This window comes from Mucilaginibacter ginkgonis, assembly GCF_009754905.2.
Lineage (GTDB): Bacteria > Bacteroidota > Bacteroidia > Sphingobacteriales > Sphingobacteriaceae > Mucilaginibacter > Mucilaginibacter ginkgonis.
On sequence record NZ_CP066775.1, the window covers coordinates 850,505 to 869,654 of the forward strand.

The 19,150-nt window shown below is 44.9% G+C and carries 15 protein-coding genes; 10 read left to right on the plus strand and 5 right to left on the minus strand.

The genetic code is table 11. The features are described 5' to 3' along the window. Positions 1–101: 101 nt before the first annotated feature. The 3 genes from GO620_RS03890 (at position 102) to GO620_RS03900 (ending at position 8,564) form a co-directional block, all read left to right on the plus strand. Positions 102–3,623 carry a gliding motility-associated C-terminal domain-containing protein gene (locus tag GO620_RS03890; RefSeq protein WP_157526492.1) on the plus strand — a complete coding sequence of 1,174 codons (3,522 nt, stop codon included), beginning with the start codon at positions 102–104 and terminating at the stop codon, positions 3,621–3,623. 144 nt (positions 3,624–3,767) lie between these two features. Then, on the plus strand, positions 3,768–7,547 hold the full coding sequence (locus tag GO620_RS03895; protein WP_198173602.1) for a PKD domain-containing protein: 3,780 nt from the start codon (positions 3,768–3,770) through the stop codon (positions 7,545–7,547). After that, positions 7,548–8,564, plus strand: a complete 1,017-nt coding sequence (locus GO620_RS03900) for a PorP/SprF family type IX secretion system membrane protein (protein ID WP_157526494.1) — start codon at positions 7,548–7,550, stop codon at positions 8,562–8,564. 9 nt (positions 8,565–8,573) lie between these two features. Here GO620_RS03900 and GO620_RS03905 read toward each other — a convergent pair whose 3' ends face one another. Both GO620_RS03905 and rpoN read right to left on the minus strand, forming a co-directional pair. Further along, positions 8,574–8,912, minus strand: a complete 339-nt coding sequence (locus tag GO620_RS03905) for a hypothetical protein (RefSeq protein ID WP_157526495.1) — start codon at positions 8,910–8,912, stop codon at positions 8,574–8,576. Between the two features lie 5 nt (positions 8,913–8,917). Beyond that, positions 8,918–10,393 carry an RNA polymerase factor sigma-54 gene (gene rpoN / locus GO620_RS03910; protein ID WP_157526496.1) on the minus strand — a complete coding sequence of 492 codons (1,476 nt, stop codon included), beginning with the start codon at positions 10,391–10,393 and terminating at the stop codon, positions 8,918–8,920. Between the two features lie 173 nt (positions 10,394–10,566). Here rpoN and mscL point away from each other — a divergent pair, with 173 nt between their 5' ends. From mscL to tsaB, 5 genes are all read left to right on the plus strand, one after another. Next, positions 10,567–10,974 (plus strand): large-conductance mechanosensitive channel protein MscL, encoded by a 408-nt coding sequence (gene mscL, locus GO620_RS03915; RefSeq protein WP_157526497.1) that lies wholly within the window; start codon positions 10,567–10,569, stop codon positions 10,972–10,974. Positions 10,975–11,063: 89 nt separating this feature from the next. Next, entirely contained in the window at positions 11,064–11,222 is a 159-nt protein-coding gene (rpmH, locus tag GO620_RS03920; RefSeq protein WP_157526498.1) for a 50S ribosomal protein L34, read from the plus strand. A 69-nt stretch (positions 11,223–11,291) separates the two neighbouring features. Then, the gene (locus GO620_RS03925; RefSeq protein ID WP_157526499.1) at positions 11,292–11,684 is read left to right on the plus strand and encodes a ribonuclease P protein component; all 393 of its coding nucleotides are present in this window, start codon (positions 11,292–11,294) and stop codon (positions 11,682–11,684) included. Further along, a complete protein-coding gene (yidD, locus tag GO620_RS03930) occupies positions 11,668–11,910 on the plus strand; it encodes a membrane protein insertion efficiency factor YidD (protein WP_157526500.1) in 243 nt (80 codons plus the stop codon). The genes GO620_RS03925 and yidD overlap by 17 nt, the downstream gene beginning before the upstream one ends. Before the next feature lie 63 nt (positions 11,911–11,973). Continuing rightward, complete coding sequence (gene tsaB / locus GO620_RS03935) at positions 11,974–12,651, plus strand: tRNA (adenosine(37)-N6)-threonylcarbamoyltransferase complex dimerization subunit type 1 TsaB (RefSeq protein ID WP_157526501.1); 678 nt, start codon at positions 11,974–11,976, stop codon at positions 12,649–12,651. On the opposite strand, the gene GO620_RS03940 is transcribed toward tsaB, so the two are convergent. Both GO620_RS03940 and GO620_RS03945 read right to left on the minus strand, forming a co-directional pair. After that, the gene (locus tag GO620_RS03940; protein WP_157526502.1) at positions 12,638–14,119 is read right to left on the minus strand and encodes a DUF5723 family protein; all 1,482 of its coding nucleotides are present in this window, start codon (positions 14,117–14,119) and stop codon (positions 12,638–12,640) included. The two genes, tsaB and GO620_RS03940, sit on opposite strands and share 14 nt — an antisense overlap. A 76-nt stretch (positions 14,120–14,195) precedes the next feature. Beyond that, positions 14,196–15,791 (minus strand): hypothetical protein, encoded by a 1,596-nt coding sequence (locus tag GO620_RS03945; RefSeq protein WP_198173603.1) that lies wholly within the window; start codon positions 15,789–15,791, stop codon positions 14,196–14,198. 85 nt (positions 15,792–15,876) lie between these two features. Between GO620_RS03945 and GO620_RS03950 the strand changes: the two genes are divergently transcribed. Together GO620_RS03950 and priA are read left to right on the plus strand one after the other, a co-directional pair. Next, complete coding sequence (locus GO620_RS03950) at positions 15,877–16,263, plus strand: DUF423 domain-containing protein (protein WP_157526504.1); 387 nt, start codon at positions 15,877–15,879, stop codon at positions 16,261–16,263. Positions 16,264–16,266: 3 nt separating this feature from the next. Beyond that, the gene (gene priA / locus GO620_RS03955) at positions 16,267–18,756 is read left to right on the plus strand and encodes a replication restart helicase PriA (protein WP_157526505.1); all 2,490 of its coding nucleotides are present in this window, start codon (positions 16,267–16,269) and stop codon (positions 18,754–18,756) included. On the opposite strand, the gene GO620_RS03960 is transcribed toward priA, so the two are convergent. Beyond that, complete coding sequence (locus tag GO620_RS03960) at positions 18,753–19,085, minus strand: hypothetical protein (protein ID WP_157526506.1); 333 nt, start codon at positions 19,083–19,085, stop codon at positions 18,753–18,755. The genes priA and GO620_RS03960 overlap by 4 nt on opposite strands. Positions 19,086–19,150 lie beyond the last annotated feature (65 nt).

A 19,150-nucleotide genomic window follows, 5' to 3' on the forward strand; every position in this document is an offset into this window, starting at 1 on the left:
AACAAGGTGTAAATCTCATAGAAAATTCATCTGCATGTAACGTCGCCGCCGTATATTAGTGGTTTGATTAGACCCCTGATACTAATTAACTATCTGACGACGTGAGATTTTTGCTGCGGTGTATTGCCTTGTTTTTACTGCTCCTGAAAGTGTGCGCTAGTACGCATGCGCAAGGCACCAGCAATAAAGGCACAGAGTTTTACACCGCTTACATGGATCATAACAATGGCTCCGGCACATCCGGTACGCAAAGTAGTATGAACCTGTACATTACGTCGGACGTGTCTACAACCGGCGTGGTTGAACTTGCGGACGGCTCGTCTCCTCAACCCTTTACTGTTACTGCCAATCAGGTAACCACGGTACTTGTACCATACAGCGCTTTTTTAGGAAATCTATCTGGTAAGGCCCCTTCTTCAAAGGGTATTCATATTACTGCCCAGCGTCCGGTTGCTGTTTACGCTCATATTTTTGCCAATAGTGTATCTGGTGCTACATTGCTTTTACCCGTAAACACCCTTGGTAAAGATTATACTTCAATAAATTATACTCAAAAATCTAATGCCGCTTTAAATAATCCTGCTTATAACTCTTTTATAATTGTTGCAACAGATGATAATACTTCTGTTCAGGTAACACCTTCGGCAACATTAATCAGTGGCGAAGTAGCGGGGCAAAGTTTTACGTTGGCCTTAAATAAAGGCGAGGTATTTCAAGGACTTTCGGCCGACGGTACAGATTTAACCGGCACCCACATCAAGTCGGTAAGTGCCAATGGGGTTGCATGTAAAAAGATCGCAGTTTTCTCCGGCAGCAGCAGAATATACATAGGCAATTGTACAGCAAAAACGTCTGATAATCTTTTTCAACAAGTATATCCAACCTCATCGTGGGGGAAAAACTATATATCAGCGCCTTTATCATCTCGTAATTTTGATGTTTTTCGTGTTGTACTGAGTGATCCGGCGACGGTGTTAAAAATCAATGGCAACTTAATTCCCGCAACGTCATTTACGTCAGCAGGCTATTATGAATTTACATCCAAAACGCCCAACGTTTTCACAGCTGACAAACCTATACAGGTAGTCCAATACGCAGTAACGCAGGGGACTTCTCTTACCTGTGCTACTATCAGCGATATCGGGGACCCGGAAATGATCTATCTTAACCCTATTGAACAGGGTTTAGACCATGTTACCCTCTACTCTTGCCCACGTTATAGTATCACTGCGAGTTATATAAATGTTATCATTCCGTCTACTGCCGCAAGCACGTTTAAGGTTGATGGTGCTGCCTACACAAATTTTATCAATTTAGCGAACAGTACCTATGCTTACGCGCAAATCAAAGTTGCAAATGGCACGCACAACATAACGGCCGGCGCAAATTTCAATGCTATTGCTTACGGCTTTGGTAGTGTAGAGTCATATGGTTATTCTGCCGGTACAGACCTTAAGAATTTGGCAGAACAGATCACTGTTACAGATAGTACCACCAAACAAGTTTTGACCTCGACAGCTTGTTCAGACCAACGTTACAAATTGCAGTTGACACTGCCTTACAAGACCAGCCAGATCAAATGGGATTTTAAAGACAGCACTGCCGCTGTGTATCAAAATAATCCGGTTAGTAAAGACACGGTAATTAATGACAACCCGGCTTACATTTATTCTTATACGGGTGCCGTAAACTTTAAAAAGGGGAGCCACGCCGTTGTGGCCACAGTATTTAAACCCGGCGCGGATGATTGCGGCAGCAACGTAGACATAGAGTTTGATTTTAATGTCGTCGACCCGCCACCGATCAGCTTTGCTATAAACAATTTCTGTCTAGGGCAGGGCACCGCGTTTACATATAGCAGCGTAGTGGATAGCACCGTAACTAATACGTATGATTGGGACTTCGGCGACGGTAGCCTACATGGTACCGAGCAAAACCCAGTGCATACCTATGCCACATCCGGTGATTATAAGGTCGTACTTTCCGTAACCAGTTCCACCGGCTGTAGTAATGTTTCAGCGCCGCAGGCCGTTCACATCAGTAAAAAACCTAAAGCGGATTTCAGCTACTCTTCGCCTGATTGTAACAATGTGAGCATCGCTTTCAAAGACGCTTCTGTTGATCCCGAAGGCAATAAGATCATTTCATGGAACTGGAACTTTGGCGATGGTTCTACTTCAACTGATCAAAATCCAGTACACACATACGCTAAAGACAGTACCTATTTGGTAAAACTGGTTGTAGCTAATGACAAGGCTTGCCAGGGCGATACTACCACCAAAAACCTGGTCATCCATCCAACGCCTGTGGCAGACTTTACCGCGCCCGACATTTGCCTAAATGACGGTAAAGAGCAGTTTACCAATACCAGCGATTTCAAAGGCGACCCGCAAACAGGCTTTGCTTATCAATGGACCTTTGGCGACAAGTTCGCGACGGCGGCTAATAATGCATCGACCGCGAAAGACCCACAGCATGCTTACACTAAAGCAGGCACTTATACAGTCACACTTGTTATCACTTCGCCGTTTGGATGTATTTCTTCTGTGGCCACAAAGGACATCATTGTGAATGCATCGACGCCTACAGCAGCGTTCGCGGTTAATAATTCGACGATGTTGTGCACGGCAAATCCGGTGATTTTTCAGGACAAGTCCACCAAATCAACCGACGACGTTATTACCAAAGTGGTATGGCATTGGGGCGATAGTTCGGCAGACAGTGTTTTTCCGAAAGACAGTATCCATACCAACGGCCAGTATCGGCACCTTTACACGTTTGCGGCAACTACCCCTACGGCAAAAACTTATACCGTTACACTTGACGAGTACACCGGGCTCACCTGTATAAGCACAACAACGCAAACGATAACCGTAAACGCCAATCCGGTGATCACATTAACACCGCCTGTAAGCGTGTGCCAGGAAGCATCACCCGTAATAATTCCCGCGGATCAGCATGGATTTATTGGCAATGGTGTTTTCTCAGGCGATGGCATATCGGCCGGCGGCATATTCAGTCCGTACAAAGCCGGGCCGGGCAAGCACACGATAAACTATGTATTTACAACCAATACTTCTGAATGTACTTACTCGCAAACGTTTGATATAGTTGTTAATGCAACACCGGTGTTAACTATGCCTGCAGATTTTAAATTGCTTGAAGGGGATACGACCACATTAAAACCTACTGCTGTTGGTGACAGCCTTACATACCAGTGGACGCCATCCGCCGGCCTGGACCATGACAATGTCCTGAGCCCTCTGGCGAGCCCTACTAACGATACGCGCTATACATTGACGGCGACATCGGCAAAAGGTTGTTCGGTATCGGCAAGCGTGTTTATCACTGTATTGAAAGTGCCCAAGGTATCGAACACATTTACACCAAATGGCGACGGCGTTAATGACACCTGGCACATAGACCAACTTGACCGATACGTAAATTCTACGGTAGAGGTGTTTAGCCGCAATGGCGAAAAGGTATTTTCTTCTTTAGGTTACAGCGTTCCGTGGGATGGTAAATACAACGGGCAAGACCTTCCTGCCGGCGTATACTATTACATCATCAATCCAAAAAGCGGCCGCAAAACCATGTCGGGCTGGGTAACCGTCGTCCGGTAGAAACTTAAATAACAGTTAATTCTTATCGCAAAAGTTAAAGCAGGGCGATAAAACGCAAAAAGCAAACTAAAATCGCAACCGATTATCACAAGCGTCCGTATAAAAGCGCAACACGGCTTTTTTGTGATGATGTTTATAGATGGAGTGCGATTTATTTTAAGGTATGCCTGCCTGCTATTTTTAGTTTGGCTGCTAACTGCTTATAAAGCTAATGCTCAAACGTCGACAAACATGGGCAAGGAGTTTTATACAGCCTATGCTGAACACATCTATCCGGCCGGTCCGGTAGGGAGTAATATTACCAATACCAGTTCTATGTTTCTGTATGTCACCTCAGACAGAAACGCGTCGGTAAAGGTGGAGGTGATGGACGGGTCATTCAATCAGCAATTTACAGTTACGGCAAACCAGGTAACTACCATCCAAGTGATCCCTTCAGCAAGTTTAAAAGGCTTGTCAAAAGTTGCTGCAAAAAAGGCTGTGCATATTACATCGACAGAAAATGTCAGCGTGTTTGCCCAGATCTACGGCGCAACTACGGTAGGTGTTTCGGGGGCAACAATGCTGTTGCCGGTAAATGTGTTAGGTACCGAGTACCGTTCTGTAAATTTTACGCAAACATCAAATGCTGCCGCATTCAGCGAAGGTAAAGCTTACAATTTTTTAAACGTTGTTGCTACGGAAGACAATACAACTATAGAGATCACACCTAAAGCTAACGTTTATAATGATGGGCTGCTAACTGTTCGTCCGGCAGGCACACCCTTCACTATTACATTAAATAAGGGCGATGTTTATCAGGGGTTATCTGACGACGATCTTACAGGCAGCCGCGTGAGGTCTGTAGGTGCGAACAGCGCTATTTGTAACCAAATAGCCGTGTTTAGCGGCAGCAGTAAAACAGCCATTTATGGCCGGGTGTCAAATTGTACGATTTTCAGCACGTCAGACAATTTATTTCAGCAGGCTTATCCGGTAACCTCATGGGGGACTCAATTCGCCACCGTGCCGCTGGCAGGCCGCGAAACGCAGAAAGATATATACAGGGTTATCGTCTCAGACCCTGCAACAACAATAACAGGTGTGCCGGCTTTTAACGCTGCCGACCTTGAAACTAAAGGTTATATTGAATTTGTGTCTGACCAGCCTATGGTAATCAACGCGGACAAACCTGTGCAGGTTGCACAGTACGCCATATCGCAGTTTGCGGCATCGTGCAGTAACACTAACGGAGATACCGGCGACCCGGAGATGATCTACCTTAACCCGGTTGAGCAAGGTGTAACCTCATCTTCATTTTACGCTGCCGGTAAATGGGCTGTTGCCAACAGCTTTTTAAACGTAACCATCCCGACCGATGCGGTTGCGTCATTTAAACTCGACGGTGTGCGTCCCGCAAGCGTTACTTTCGCACCAATCCCGGGCAACAGTTCATTTTCCTACGCGCAAATACGCGTTAGCAATGGTCCGCAGGTTACGCAAAACCCATCTGCCACCCTAGGCGTACACAGTATCTCTGCTGACAAACCATTCAACGCTACAGTGTATGGCTTTGGCAATTTCGAGTCGTATGGTTACTCGGCAGGTGCAAGTTTTAAGAAATTAAATGAAGCATTAAGTCTGAGAGATCCTGCTACAAATGCGACGGCTCAATCAACCATTTGCTCCGGTAAAGGTTATACGCCGCAGTTAACGCTGCCGTTTCAAGTGGCACAGATCACCTGGAAGTTTGACGATGGCACCAATTATGTTCAGAACAACCCAACGGCTACATCGACGCGCAATTACAACCAAACTGTTTACACCTATAGCTATTTTAATTCAACTCAGAATACTAACCTTATTCATCTTACGGCAGGCAGCCATAAGATCATCGCCACTGTTGCAAATGCTTCGGTTGGTTGCGGGACAGACGACAATGAACTTTCTGTGACTGTTACAGATGCCCCGGTTCCGTTATTCGCGACTACAAGCGCGTGTATCGGCCAGGCAATTACATTTACACCAGGTACGCCTACAAATAATAATAATGTCGCGTCAGTGCTGTGGAATTTTGGCGATAACTCTACTGCCACAACATTTAATGTAAACCATATATACACAGCAGCAGGAAGCTATAATGCAACACTAACGATCAATTATACCAGCGGGTGCAGCGCCACCTCGGCTGTGCAAATTGTAAGGATCATAGACAAACCGGTAGCTGCATTTAACTATTCATCACCAGATTGCGCCGCGACGGCAATCAGTTTTAAAGATAATTCAACCGCAACAGGGAGCGCGGTAAGCACTTGGGCGTGGGACTTTGGCGACAATACTGCATCCACATCGCAAAACCCGACACACACTTACCCTTCGGCCGGCAATTACAAGGTTTCATTAACGGTCACTAACAATAATGGTTGCGCAGGTGATGTGATCACACAAATTATTGTGGTGAACCCGGTACCGACAATCATCATTAATCAACCTGCAAGTGTTTGCGTTAATGCATCACCAATAACAATCACGGCAAACAAAAACGGCGCAACGGGCACAGAAATTTTCACAGGTGATGGTATTACGCCGGAAGGATTATTTGACCCGGCTATAGCGGGCATTGGTACGCATGCAATCAGCTATAACTTTACATCTGCCCAAACCGCTTGTACATTTTCGCAATCGTTTAGCGTAAGCGTTACACCTGCGCCTGATGCTCCAGCCGTGAAGTACAACGGCACTTGTGCCGACGGGACAACGACTTTTAATGTAACCAATGCCGCAGGTGACGCAAGTATTTATAACTGGGATTTCGGCGATGGAAACGTCGTTAACGGAGGTGCTACCATGAACCATCAATTTGCTGCGCCCGGCGACTATAAAGTACTTGTATCACTTGTAACTAATAATTGCGGCAACGTATCTGCGCCTGTTGCGGTGCACATCAACAAAAAGCCCGTAGCAAATTTTACCTACGTACAAACTACTTGCAGCGGCGAAAGCGTAGCTTTCAAAGACGCGTCAAATGATCCGGAAAATGCAGCGATAACCTCTTGGCTGTGGAGTTTTGGCGACGGTACTACATCAACACAACAAAATCCGCTGCACAGCTTTGCTGCCCCCGGCACTTACAGTGTTACGTTACGGGTGGCTAATAGCAATGGCTGTCAAAGTGTGACAACTACTCAAGCCGTAATCATCACGCCGCCGCCAATTATTAGTATAGCTCAACCCGCACCGCAATGCGAAGGCGATGCCACAATGAAGGTTCTCGCAACGGTAACGGGTGCCACCGGCAAAGGTGTTTTTATGGGAGACGGTATAAGCAAAGCCGGTGATTTCAATGCGCACAATGCCGGCCCGGGTATTCACGTCATGACGTACACTTTTACTACAACTGCCGGATGCACCTACACAAGGAATTTTAATATAATAGTATACCCGGAGCCTATAATTACTATTGGAAATGATGTTACGCTACTGGAAGGCGACTCGACATTCCTGCAAGCTACCGCAAATGGCGACGGGTTGAAGTACAAGTGGTACCCTGCTTCAGGGTTAAGCCGCGATGATGTTTTAAATCCCGTAGCAACGCCGTTAAACGATACAAAATACACGTTGACCGTTACATCGGCATCTGGCTGTACAAATTTTGCTAATATTAGCGTAAGGGTTTTAAACAGCACTAAAATTGTAAACGCTTTTTCGCCCAACGGCGACGGTATCAATGATCTTTGGAATATTGCTTTGTTAAGCAACTATCCGCAGGCACTTGTAAATATTTATACGCGCAATGGCGAAAAAGTTTTCTCGTCTGTAGGTTATAGCGTACCTTGGGATGGAAAATACAATGGGTCCGACTTACCGGCGGGTGTTTATTATTATATTGTGAATTTAAAGAACGGAAAAAAGCCCATAGCCGGGAACGTGACCATTGTTAGATAGATGAAGAGAGCGCTATTTTTACTTTTTTTTCTTATTGCTACCCTAAGTTATGTTGAGGCCCAGCAAAGGCCTCAATATACGCAGTACGTATTCAACAATATGCTGCTTAATCCGGCGGTATCGGGCATTGAAAACTACACCGACGTAAAATTAGGCTACCGCAGCCAATGGACAGGCCTTAGCGGCGCACCTGTTACTTCTTATTTTACCGTTAACGCCCCAATAGGTGCCGACTTTGTAAACGGAGACGCAACCGCGTCTGCAGCGGGCGGCGGTGTTAACCCCTTAAGCCGTTTATACACACAATATTATGAAGCCGCACAGCCGCATCACGGTATTGGCTTTATGGTAGTGAACGATAAGACAGGCCCTTTAACGCAAACCAATATCGATGCTACTTACGCTTACCATTTGGGTTTAAGCCCAACCTGGAACATGTCTGTAGGTGTATCGGCTGGTGTTAATCATGTGATCTTAAATACATCTGAGATAACGCTTGAAACACCTTTCGACCCGGCTATCGCGAATGGCAACATCAGCCAGTGGAAGCCCGATGTTGGTGCCGGCATTTGGGCGTATACATCAAACTTTTATGTTGGCGCATCGGTGCAGCAACTGATCAAACAAAACCTGTACTTCAGCACCAATAAAACGTATAACCAAAGCCAAACGGTTCCGCATTTCTTTTTTACAGCCGGCACAAAGCTGTTTTTATCTGATGATGTAACCTTTTTGCCGTCGGTTATGGTAAAGGTGATCAATCCGGTACCAGTTTCTTTTGATATTACAGGCAAAGTTGCCTTCCGCGATAAGTTTTGGGTAGGCGGTGCTTACCGCCATAACGATTCATTCTCAGGCCTGGTTGGTTTTAATATCAACTCACTCATCAACGTGGGCTATTCTTATGATGTAACCACCTCAAACCTTAACACGGTAAGCAACGGTTCGCACGAGATCGTTTTAGGCATTTTGCTGAATAACCGCTACAAAGTTACCTGCCCGCAGCGGTCGTTTTAAGTTAACAGCTCAGGCAGTTTTCCAGAAGCTAACGATCAATCCGCCTGAAACGATCAACAACCCGCCCAGCAGAACAGGCATCGATGGTATCTCTTTGGTAGAAATATAAGTGATGATCTGCCACATCACAAACAAGGTAGCGATGTACAATCCCACAACTTTACCAAATTCTAACGGTGCAAGGTTGAGAAACACACCATAAGCAAATACCAATATTGCACCCAAGGCTGCCCATGCTATTCTTGCCGTGCCGGTTTCATTGTAGATAGACCTTCTGATGATCGCGTCTCCGCTTACCTCAAGGGCTGTGGCAATGATCAGAAAGAATATGGGATGGATGTTTTTCATATCCTTTACACTTCTCTTCTGAGCCTCGCTACAGGGATATTCATCTGCTCACGGTATTTGGCAACGGTGCGGCGTGCAATATTATAGCCGCGCTCTTTTAAAATTTCGGTGAGCTTTTCATCAGCCAGGGGATGGCGCTTGTCTTCGCCGCCAATACAGTCTTCCAAAATCTTTTTAACCTCTTTGTTAGAAACTTCCTCACCGCTTTCTGTTTGTATCGCCTCTGAGAAGAATGATTTTAGCAAAAAGGTGCCATGCTCGGTCTGTACATATTTCGAGTTCGCTACGCGGGACACCGTAGAAATGTCCATACCAATACGGTCGGCAATGTCCTTCAGGATCATCGGGCGCAGGTTGCGCTCATCACCGGTCAGGAAAAAGTCATACTGATACTGCATTATGGCATTCATGGTTTTCAGCAAGGTTTGCTGGCGCTGCTTAATAGCATCTATGAACCATTTTGCCGAGTCGAGCTTCTGCTTTACAAATTGCACCGCCTCTTTCATTTTCTTATCGCGTTGCGATGCCTTGTCGTAATGATCAAACATTTCCTGGTAAGAGCGGCTTACACGCAATTCGGGCGCGTTTTTTGAGTTCAAGGTCAGTACCAACCGGCCATCATTGTTGGTGATATGAAAATCGGGGATAACCTGCAGCTGCTTGGTGTTGGCAGTGCTGGAGTCGCCCGGTTTTGGGTTAAGTTTCAATATCTCGTTGATCACACCGCGCAGCTCGACAGACGTCATGTTGAGTGATCGCTCTAGCTTGTCGTAATGTTTGCGGGTAAACTCGTCCAGATAGTCTTCGACAACCAATATGGCTTTCTTGATGATAGGGTCGCCGTGATCTTTGCGTTTCAATTGCAGCAGCAAACATTCCTGAAGCGAACGCGCGGCAATGCCCGGCGGGTCAAAGGCCTGTATTACCTTCAGCATTTCCTCCACCTCTTCATCCTCGGCCATTACATTTTGCGAAAAGGCAAGGTCGTCTGTCAGGGACATGATAGGGCGGCGCAGGTAGCCATCATCGTCTAAACTGCCAATGATCTGTTGGCCAATCATAAAGTCTTTGTCAGACAATGGCAGCAGGTCTAATTGCGCTTGTAAGGTCTCAAAAAAAGAAGTTTGAATAGCGATAGGCATTTCCTTGCGGTCTTCCTCATCATCGCCATTCTGGTCATATTTAGAGCCGTAATCATTTACATTATCTTCCTGCAAATAATCATCTATGTTAAATTCGTCATATTCGCTGTTGTCGTCGTTGCTGTCAAAGTTATCATCCTCAGGGTCGCGGTCGGGGTACTGCTCCTCGGGTTCGTTAAGATTGGTCAAACTAAGATCTTCAAGCGCGGGATTTTCTTCCAGTTCTTCTTTTATGCGCGTATCCAGCGAAACAGTAGGCACCTGCAACAGCTTAATAAACTGTATTTGTTGCGGCGAAAGTTTTTGTAAAAGTTTTTGTTGAAGATTCTGTTTTAGCATAATTAGGAACGGGCCAAAATTACATCAATTAACCATCATATAAAAGTTGCCGTGTTTGGCGCAACCCGTCTGCAATGTAAACGCAATAGCAGGTAATTGTTTGGCAAAAGTTAATTTGTTTATTGTTTTAACGGTTAAGGGCTTATCTTAGTGTCACATTAAACCTGTTTCTTATGGCTTTTATAAAGGAGTTTAAAGAATTTGCCATGCGTGGCAATGTGGTAGACCTGGCAGTTGGTGTTATCATTGGTGCTGCTTTTGGCAAGATCGTAACCTCACTGGTAAACGATGTATTGATGCCACCGATCGGGATCTTAACAGGCGGGCTTGATTTTAGCAAACAGAAATATGTGTTGAAAGCGGCAGAAGGTAAAACTCCGGAGACCGCGATCAACTACGGCTTGTTCATTAACGCGCTTATTGATTTTATCATCGTTGCTTTTGTGATATTCTTGGTAGTGAAAGGAATCAATGCGTTAAAACGTAAAGAAGAGGTTGCGCCAACTGTGCCCGTACCGCCAAGTAAAGAAGAAGTGTTGCTGGCAGAGATACGCGATATCTTAGCTGCGCAAACAAAATAAAATATAGCCGTGCAAGTGTTGGATTGATTAAAACAAAATGCTACATTTGCACTCTTATTTTTTAAAGCAACGAATACAACAATAGAGTTATGAAAAGAACGTTTCAGCCTTCTCAGCGTAAAAGAAGAAATAAACACGGTTTCCGCGAGCGTATGTCTACAGCTAACGGCCGTAGAATACTTGCTGCCAGAAGAGCTAAAGGCCGCAAAAGATTAAGTGTATCTGACGAGCGCCGCCACAAAGCGTAATCAACATACGGTTGCTTTACCTGTAATTTCATCAACGGATTTTAGCATCCGGTTGTAGTGTAAGCAACAATGAATACTTTTAAAAAGGAAGAACGTTTGTGTAATAAAAAGTTGCTTGAGCAGCTTTTTCACAAAGGTTCTTTTTTTTTATGTTATCCCTATAGGGTTTCCTGGCTAAAGCTAGAAGAACCGGCACCTGTTCCTGTACAGGTTGTTTTTCCCGTAGCAAAAAAGCGCTACAAGCGAGCGGTTGACCGCAACCTTATTAAACGCCGCACCCGTGAGGCGTACCGTCTTAACAAGCAAGAACATTTATACGATATGTTACTTGATACACAGGTCTCTATTTTATTGTCTGTAAGCTACATCGGTAAAGAGATCAACGATTTTAGCCTGATGCAGGATAAGATGCTCAAATTGTTTAAACAGCTTACTGCAGCCATAAATGAGAGCAATAGTTAAACTGCTTAAAACCCTGGCAGGTTACTTCTTTATTAGCTTGATTAAAGTTTACCAATATTTACTGTCGCCTCTGTTTGGCGTGTCATGCAGGTATACCCCCTCATGCTCGCAATATGGGGTAGAAGCGATAAAAAAATACGGCGCTTTTAAAGGCGGATGGCTAACTTTGAAACGTATTGGCACGTGCCATCCCTGGGGTGGCAACGGCCACGATCCGGTTCCATAGTAGCCGTTTAATCCACATAACAATTAGAGCCCTCTCCCTCGGAGAGGGTTTGGGAGAGGTCAAATGAGTGTAATACTTCAAATAGAAACGGCAACTACAGTTTGCTCTGTCGCGCTGGCCAAAGACGGTAACGTACTGGCGGTTAAGGAGATGAACGAGCGTAACGTACACGCCGAGAAAATAACCTTGTTTATACAAGATGTGTTACAGCAGGCCAAGCACACTTTAGCAGATATTGCTGCCGTAGCAGTGAGTAAAGGCCCGGGTTCTTACACCGGCTTGCGCATTGGTGTTTCTGCCGCCAAGGGCTTATGCTTTGCGCTGGATAAGCCGCTTATTGCCATTAATACACTCGATGCCATGGCTGCAGGCGCGTTAGTATTTAACGATCAATTTTCTGCCGATGCCATCCTTTGCCCGATGATAGATGCGAGAAGGATGGAAGTATATACTGCGTTATACGATAGCGACGCATTGCCTGTAAAACCTACATCTGCAAAGATCATTGACGAAAATTCGTTTGCAGATGTGAGAGACCATCAACTGGTAATTTTCGGCGATGGCGCACTCAAATGTAAAGATGTGTTGATAAACCACAATGTGCTTTGGCTAAGCGATTTTGAAAACTCTGCAACGCAACTAACGGCCATCGCTTTGCAGAAATATCAAAACGGTGCTTTTGAAGATATAGCCTACTTTGAGCCCTACTATTTAAAAGAATTTATCACTACGGCGAGGTAGCGCCCGGGCTGTTTATGTAATCCTTAGGCTTTTTACCGAAGATATTTTTGAAGGTACGTTTCAGAAAACCTTCATCTTCACCCATTGGTATCGAACTGGCATTTGCGGGGCTTTCTACATCGGCACCAAACTTAAGCGCGAAGCCGAAGAAGATACCTGCGCCTGTAAAGTTAGCATTGCTGTTGATGTAATTAAGATTGCCGCGGTGCGCGCGAAACATATCATAGCTGGTAAGCAGCTGCTCGGTACCTAAAAATACCTCCGCATTTGCCGACTTGAACATGATCTTGCCACCCAGGTTAAATTGTTTCAGATCGTCATACGTGCCCATTACACCTACAGTCACTTTTCCATATTGCACGTTGTTAATGAACGCGCCGGCAATGCCGTTGTAAAACAGTTGTTTCGATGCTACAAGTATAGGGTTGTATTTAAACTGTTTCTCCCCGTCAAGCCAGAAATATTTGGTCGCGCTTATCTCTGCCAAACCATTGGTTACTGTGGTAAATGACTTATTCTCGCCGCCCTGCTGAGTGATAAAACTGGCGCCGTTATATACATTCTGACCTGCGTTGCCCGAACTTAAGCCGATAGTATCAGTATGATTAAAATTATAAATATGCGGATCGCTGCCCCAATGAATAAAGCCCAGGTCTTTAATGTTGTACTGGATATGCACACCATCTTCGTTATGCTGTTCTACACCAAAGCTTACAGACAAGCCGGGATTTTTAAAATTAGGCACTACATTGTTGGCTGCAAAAGATCCTGGGGTATAACTGGTACGGTGCTGGCCTATTAAATTAAGGTACAGAGCCGATGTACCGTCCGACTGATTCTTATTAAAGATAATGTCCGACTGATTGATAGTAGTGTTGTCATACGCGATACCCGACAACGCGCTGATCTTGTAGCCTACAGAAAATTTGGGGCTCAGCGTTTCGCGGTATGTAAAACTAAACTGGTGATACCCCTGTGCGTAATACCTGTCATTAAAAAGGTTTGTATATGGCTGCAGGTTATTAAAGTTGGTGCCGCCGTCAAAAAGCTGCACGGTCTCGTCGGTAAAGTGCGCCGTCCCCTCGGCGCGTATCTGCCACGAGAAACCAATTTCCTGCTTGCCCGCAAGGTCTGCAAACATCTTGAACATGCCGACATATATATTATTGTTGGTGCTAAGCGTATTAAAATTATTGCGGCCTACATAAATATTAGGGAACGTACTATTATGCAAAAACAAATACTGCTTCAGGGTTGTAGTCGCGTTACCGGTAGTGTAAGCACTGGCACTTAGGTTGGGCACAAAAAAATTAAATGCCATCATTTTAGTTGTGTCGGGCTTAAAAATTCCTTGTGCGGGATTTTCGAAGGACTCGACCATCGTGCTGCTAAAATATTGCGAAAAGCGTTGCGCAAAAGCGCTTATGGGTAAAACCAGTAAAAGGAACAGCGTAAATTTTTTAATCACAATTATTGTGTTAAGTCTGATAATTAAGCCTTTGCCCATTTAACGGCAATTGCCGGTTGATATTTCATAGTCTCTATCAGTTATTATTTTTTACCGATGAAGTGTCTGACACAGGCTGGTAAAGGCACAGGTTGGTATAAAAATTATTGTCCGAAGCACTTAGCTGAAATGACAATCCGTAAAAGTTTTTAAGCCCCGGCTCCGCATTGTTGTAAGCGCTGTAAAAGCCCGGTTTCATATCTCTTTGGAAAACATGGCTTGCATTCTTAAAGTTCAGATAAAACGACACGTTACTTTTTTCGGATAGTAAATTGTCGAAACTGTTGAACGTTTCGGTCTTACTCAAAAACTTTTGGTTGTTGTAGCTTTCAATAAATGAATGCAGCTCGCCCGGCGTATTAGCCAGTATCAGGTAATTATTTACTATTGTAAAGTACGGTTTATTGAAATTGCTGAACGCATCGCCAAATAAAAAGAAAGGAATCTTTTCATAATTGAACTGACCGATGCCGTCATCGCGCATGGTGCTGATATTAATTAGCGGTGGTAATATCTGCGCCCCGTTTTTTACATCTACAATTGCATAACGTTCCTGGAAGCGTGTGGTCAGTGTAGCAAACTCGGCGCCTAACTGCTTGTTTATTTCGTGATCTATGTTTACGCCTGTCTCGGCCTTTATCTTTTCAAAAAGCTCGACGGAACTTTTGTGCAGCCCGCTTTTACCTATCCATTGCGCCAGGTCTGTAATAAAACGCTGCGGGTCTGACACAGAAAAGCTGGTGCTGTATGCTGTAGTTGCGGGAAAAATGTCTTTAAGGCTGTTATCAAGCGGTTGTTGTGCAGCAAATAGGTTAAGGTAGCTGGCGGGTTTTTTGGCGTCAATGGCGGTAAGCCCGTTAAACATTAGCGCATCCTTGCGATAATTGAAACTTAATGCCGCTTGTGCTGCCAGGGATTTAAAAGATTTCAGCAATTCGGGGTTTGACCCGCTGAATACCTGCGCCACCAGCGGCTTTAACTGCGCGTAGTTAATGTACAACAAGCCAAAGGCGTTGGCGTGCTGCTGATCTGGTACCTGGTAAAAATCATTTCTTTGATTTTTAATATCATATTCGGCAGCGATGCGCAGCAGCGGTAATGAGAAACTGGCAGAGAACACATGGTCGTCACTTTCTGAAATAAAAAACGACCTGCCCATGCCGGCAATGTCCAGCTTCAATAATTTAGTGTATCCCGGGTAGCTTACGTTTGCTTTGAAATTTGGGTCGTTTAAAATTGCTGCATTTTTATAGAGCTTTTCCTTACCGGGATTAGCTGCAGTGGTAGTGATCAGCACGTCTATCTGCTCGCCGGTTAACGGATGTACAGACACATAAAAAGGGCGGTTCTTAAAGTAGCTTTTGAAAACGGCGTTTTGCATCAGTGCCTTTTTAAGCAATGCAAACTCTCTAGTTTTTATGGGGCCAAGGATAGATGCAAATAAGTTGTTATCGTTAAATGCCTCGTAAAAAGAATCGTCATTGTTATATTCCAGCACCAAAGCGGCGTCGCCCGGCACATGTTTAAGCAAGTCTGCGGGTTTTAAATTGGCTTGCGAAATGCTCCTGAAATAGAAGATGGTAACAACAGCTGTTATGATCAATAATGCAATGGCTATAAGCATGTGTTTCATTGTTACCCTATTATAGCAAAGGTATATTTTTACCTGTCACCCATAAAGTAATGTTTTCAATTGGTTAATTTAGCTGTCTACCAACATGAGCAAATCAGCAATTATCACAGGCGCGCTACTCGGCGCTATTGCCGTTATTACAGGCGCTTTTGGCGCGCACGGATTAAAAGCCATACTTACAACAACGCAATTAGAAACCTGGCATACAGCAGTACAATATCACTTTTACCATGTTTTTGCCATCCTGTTTTTATCTACGTTCAAGAATAAAGAAAGCAAACTTATTTTTGCGTCTTACTGGTTATTCTTATTAGGAATAGTATTTTTTTGCGGATCACTCTATCTGCTGTCTTGCATACAGGTTTTAGGCTGGCCGTGGCTGCGTATAATGGGCCCGATCACCCCCGTTGGCGGCCTTTTGTTCATCGCCGGGTGGATCACCCTGGCCATTGCAGCTGTAAAAGAAAGGTAATTGATGCTGGAGTTTGCTGATACCCATAATGCAGGCCGTAAGACACTTTTTGTTGAGGTGATATTGCCTTTGGCGATTGCCAAAAATTATACCTATCGTGTGCCTTTTGATATGAATGATGCCGTTGCCATTGGTAAGCGCGCGGTAGTTCAATTTGGCAAAAGCAAAATGTATACGGCAATTATTGTTGCCATTACAGAGCAGGCGCCCGAGAAATATGAGGCCAAGTACCTGATGGACCTGCTCGACGACAGGCCGGTTGTTACGGCAGCGCAGCTTTCATTCTGGAACTGGATGGCCGACTATTACCTTTGCCACCCCGGCGATGTGATGAACGCCGCTTTGCCATCGGCGTTAAAGCTGGCCAGCGAGACAAAGATCATACTCAACAAAGAACACGGCGTTGACCGTGCCACCTTACATGATAAAGAATTTTTAATTGTTGATGCACTTGAACTGCAGCCCGAACTTACCGTAAGTGACATCGCCAAACTGCTTGGGCAAAAAACAGTAATGCCTATCCTGAAACTGATGTTTGAGAAGAACATCATCAGTATATCTGAAAGTGTTAACGAACGGTATAAACCACGCCGCAAAACATTTATTAAACTCAACTCGGCTTATCAGGACCAGGAAAGATTAAAAGAGCTTTTTGAGATTCTGGAAAAACGCGCGCCTAAACAAGCCGATGTTGTGCTGGCTTACATCCACATGTCGCGCAATGGTGCCAGGGTTGCAAAGAACGAACTGGCAGAAGCGTCCGGCGCAGGTACTGCTATTATCAAAGCGCTCATTGATAAAGAGATCCTTATTGCTGAAGAGGTGAATGTGAGCCGCTTGCTCGAAGAAAGCGGCGAGGAGCCTGAACTGACCGCTACACTGAGCGAAGAACAGGAAGCGGTTTTAGCGTCTGTAAGAAACCAGTTCAACCAAAAGGAAGTAGTGCTGCTGCACGGGATCACTTCATCCGGTAAAACGCAGCTATATATTAAATTAATAGAGGAAGCGGTTGCCGCAGGCAAACAGGTATTGTACCTGTTGCCTGAGATAGCACTTACAACCCATGTGATAGAGCGTCTACGCCGTTATTTTGGCGAAGCAATAGGCGTTTACCATTCGCGATTTAACGACCAGGAAAGGGTAGAGGTTTGGCAAAACGTACTGAACGGCAGTTACCGCATCGTACTGGGTGCACGGTCATCTGTGTTCCTGCCGTTCGAAAATTTGGGGCTAATCGTGGTAGACGAGGAGCATGAAACTTCATACAAACAATTTGATCCTGCACCGCGCTACAATGCCCGCGACGCGGCCATATACCTGGGTAACGTTTATGGGGCAAAGGTCTTGCTGGGTTCAGCTACGCCGTCGATCGAATCCTACTATAATGCTAAGACCGGAAAGTATGGCTTTGCGGAATTAAAATTCAGGTATGGCGGGGTTGAGTTGCCGCAGATTGAAGTGGTAAGCATTGCCGAGGAAACAAAAAGCAAGACCATTCAGTCCCACTTCACCAGTGTGCTAATGGAAGATATGCAGCAAGCATTATCTAAAAAAGAGCAGGTCATTTTGTTCCAGAACCGCCGGGGATACGCACCCGTAATGTTATGCCGCACCTGCGCCCATACCCCCAAATGTGTAAACTGCGATGTAAGCCTAACCTATCACAAGTCGAGTGGGATGCTGCATTGCCATTACTGCGGTTACAAAGAAGATAGCCCCTCGATATGCCCGGCGTGCGGTTCGGCTCATTTAGAATACAAAGGTTTCGGAACAGAAAAGGTGGAGGATGAACTATCGATCCTTTTGCCCGAAGCGCGTATTATGCGTATGGATATGGATACCACCCGCGCTAAAAATTCCTTTCAAAATATTTTGAATGAACTCGAAGAGAAACGCATCGATATCCTGGTAGGCACGCAAATGGTGGCCAAAGGCCTCGACTTTGCAGACGTGACGGTAATTGGTATCATCAGCGCAGATAGCTTGCTTAAATATCCCGACTTCCGCGCTAACGAACGGAGCTTTCAAATGCTGGCGCAGGTAAGCGGCAGGGCAGGGCGCAGGGGTAAACAGGGTAAGGTGGTGATTCAGACTTACGACCCTGGTCACCGCGTTATACTGCAGGTAATTGAAAATGATTATGCCGACTTGTATAACAACGAGATAAGCGAGCGAAAAGCCTTTAAATACCCGCCGTTTTACCGCATGATACAGTTTGATGTAAAACACAAAGACCCCGAAAAGCTTTTTCACCAGGCCGAGTATCTGGCATTGGAACTGCGCAAGCAATTTGGCGACAGGGTCATCGGACCCGAATATCCGCTGGTAAGCCGTATTCGTAACTATTACATCAAGACTATTATGTTAAAGTTTGAGCGCGACAGTATTTCGCTTAGCAAAGCCAAAGACGCGATCCGTTCAATGATCCTTCAATTCCAAACAACTAAGCTAAGTAAAGGCTGCATCGTCCAGCCTGATGTGGATCCCTATTAAATTGTGCTGATAGACTTAAGATGGATAAGACTGATGCGCGGGGTGGGGTCTAAGCTACATGGATATTTAAAGTTTAGCAGATCATAACTTATCTTAACTTTTAAATTGGCTTTTTTATACTTTTCATCTAGATTATCGGCGTAATAGGCAACCTTGTCTATAACTATCATCCAGCCACATCCATCACTTGCAGGGTTTCCTGCATCAATTACTGTGGCGTCAATTCCGTTATAAGTCCCTAACACATTTTGGTCTTTCGAGTCCTTTTTGCAGCTGCTTAAGGCAAGTAAAAAGCATATTAATGAGCAATAGATAAGTCTGAATTTCATACTATAAGATTTAAAAACAAATACGAAGCCTGTAATTGGATTGCGACATGGTTTAAAAAATAAAT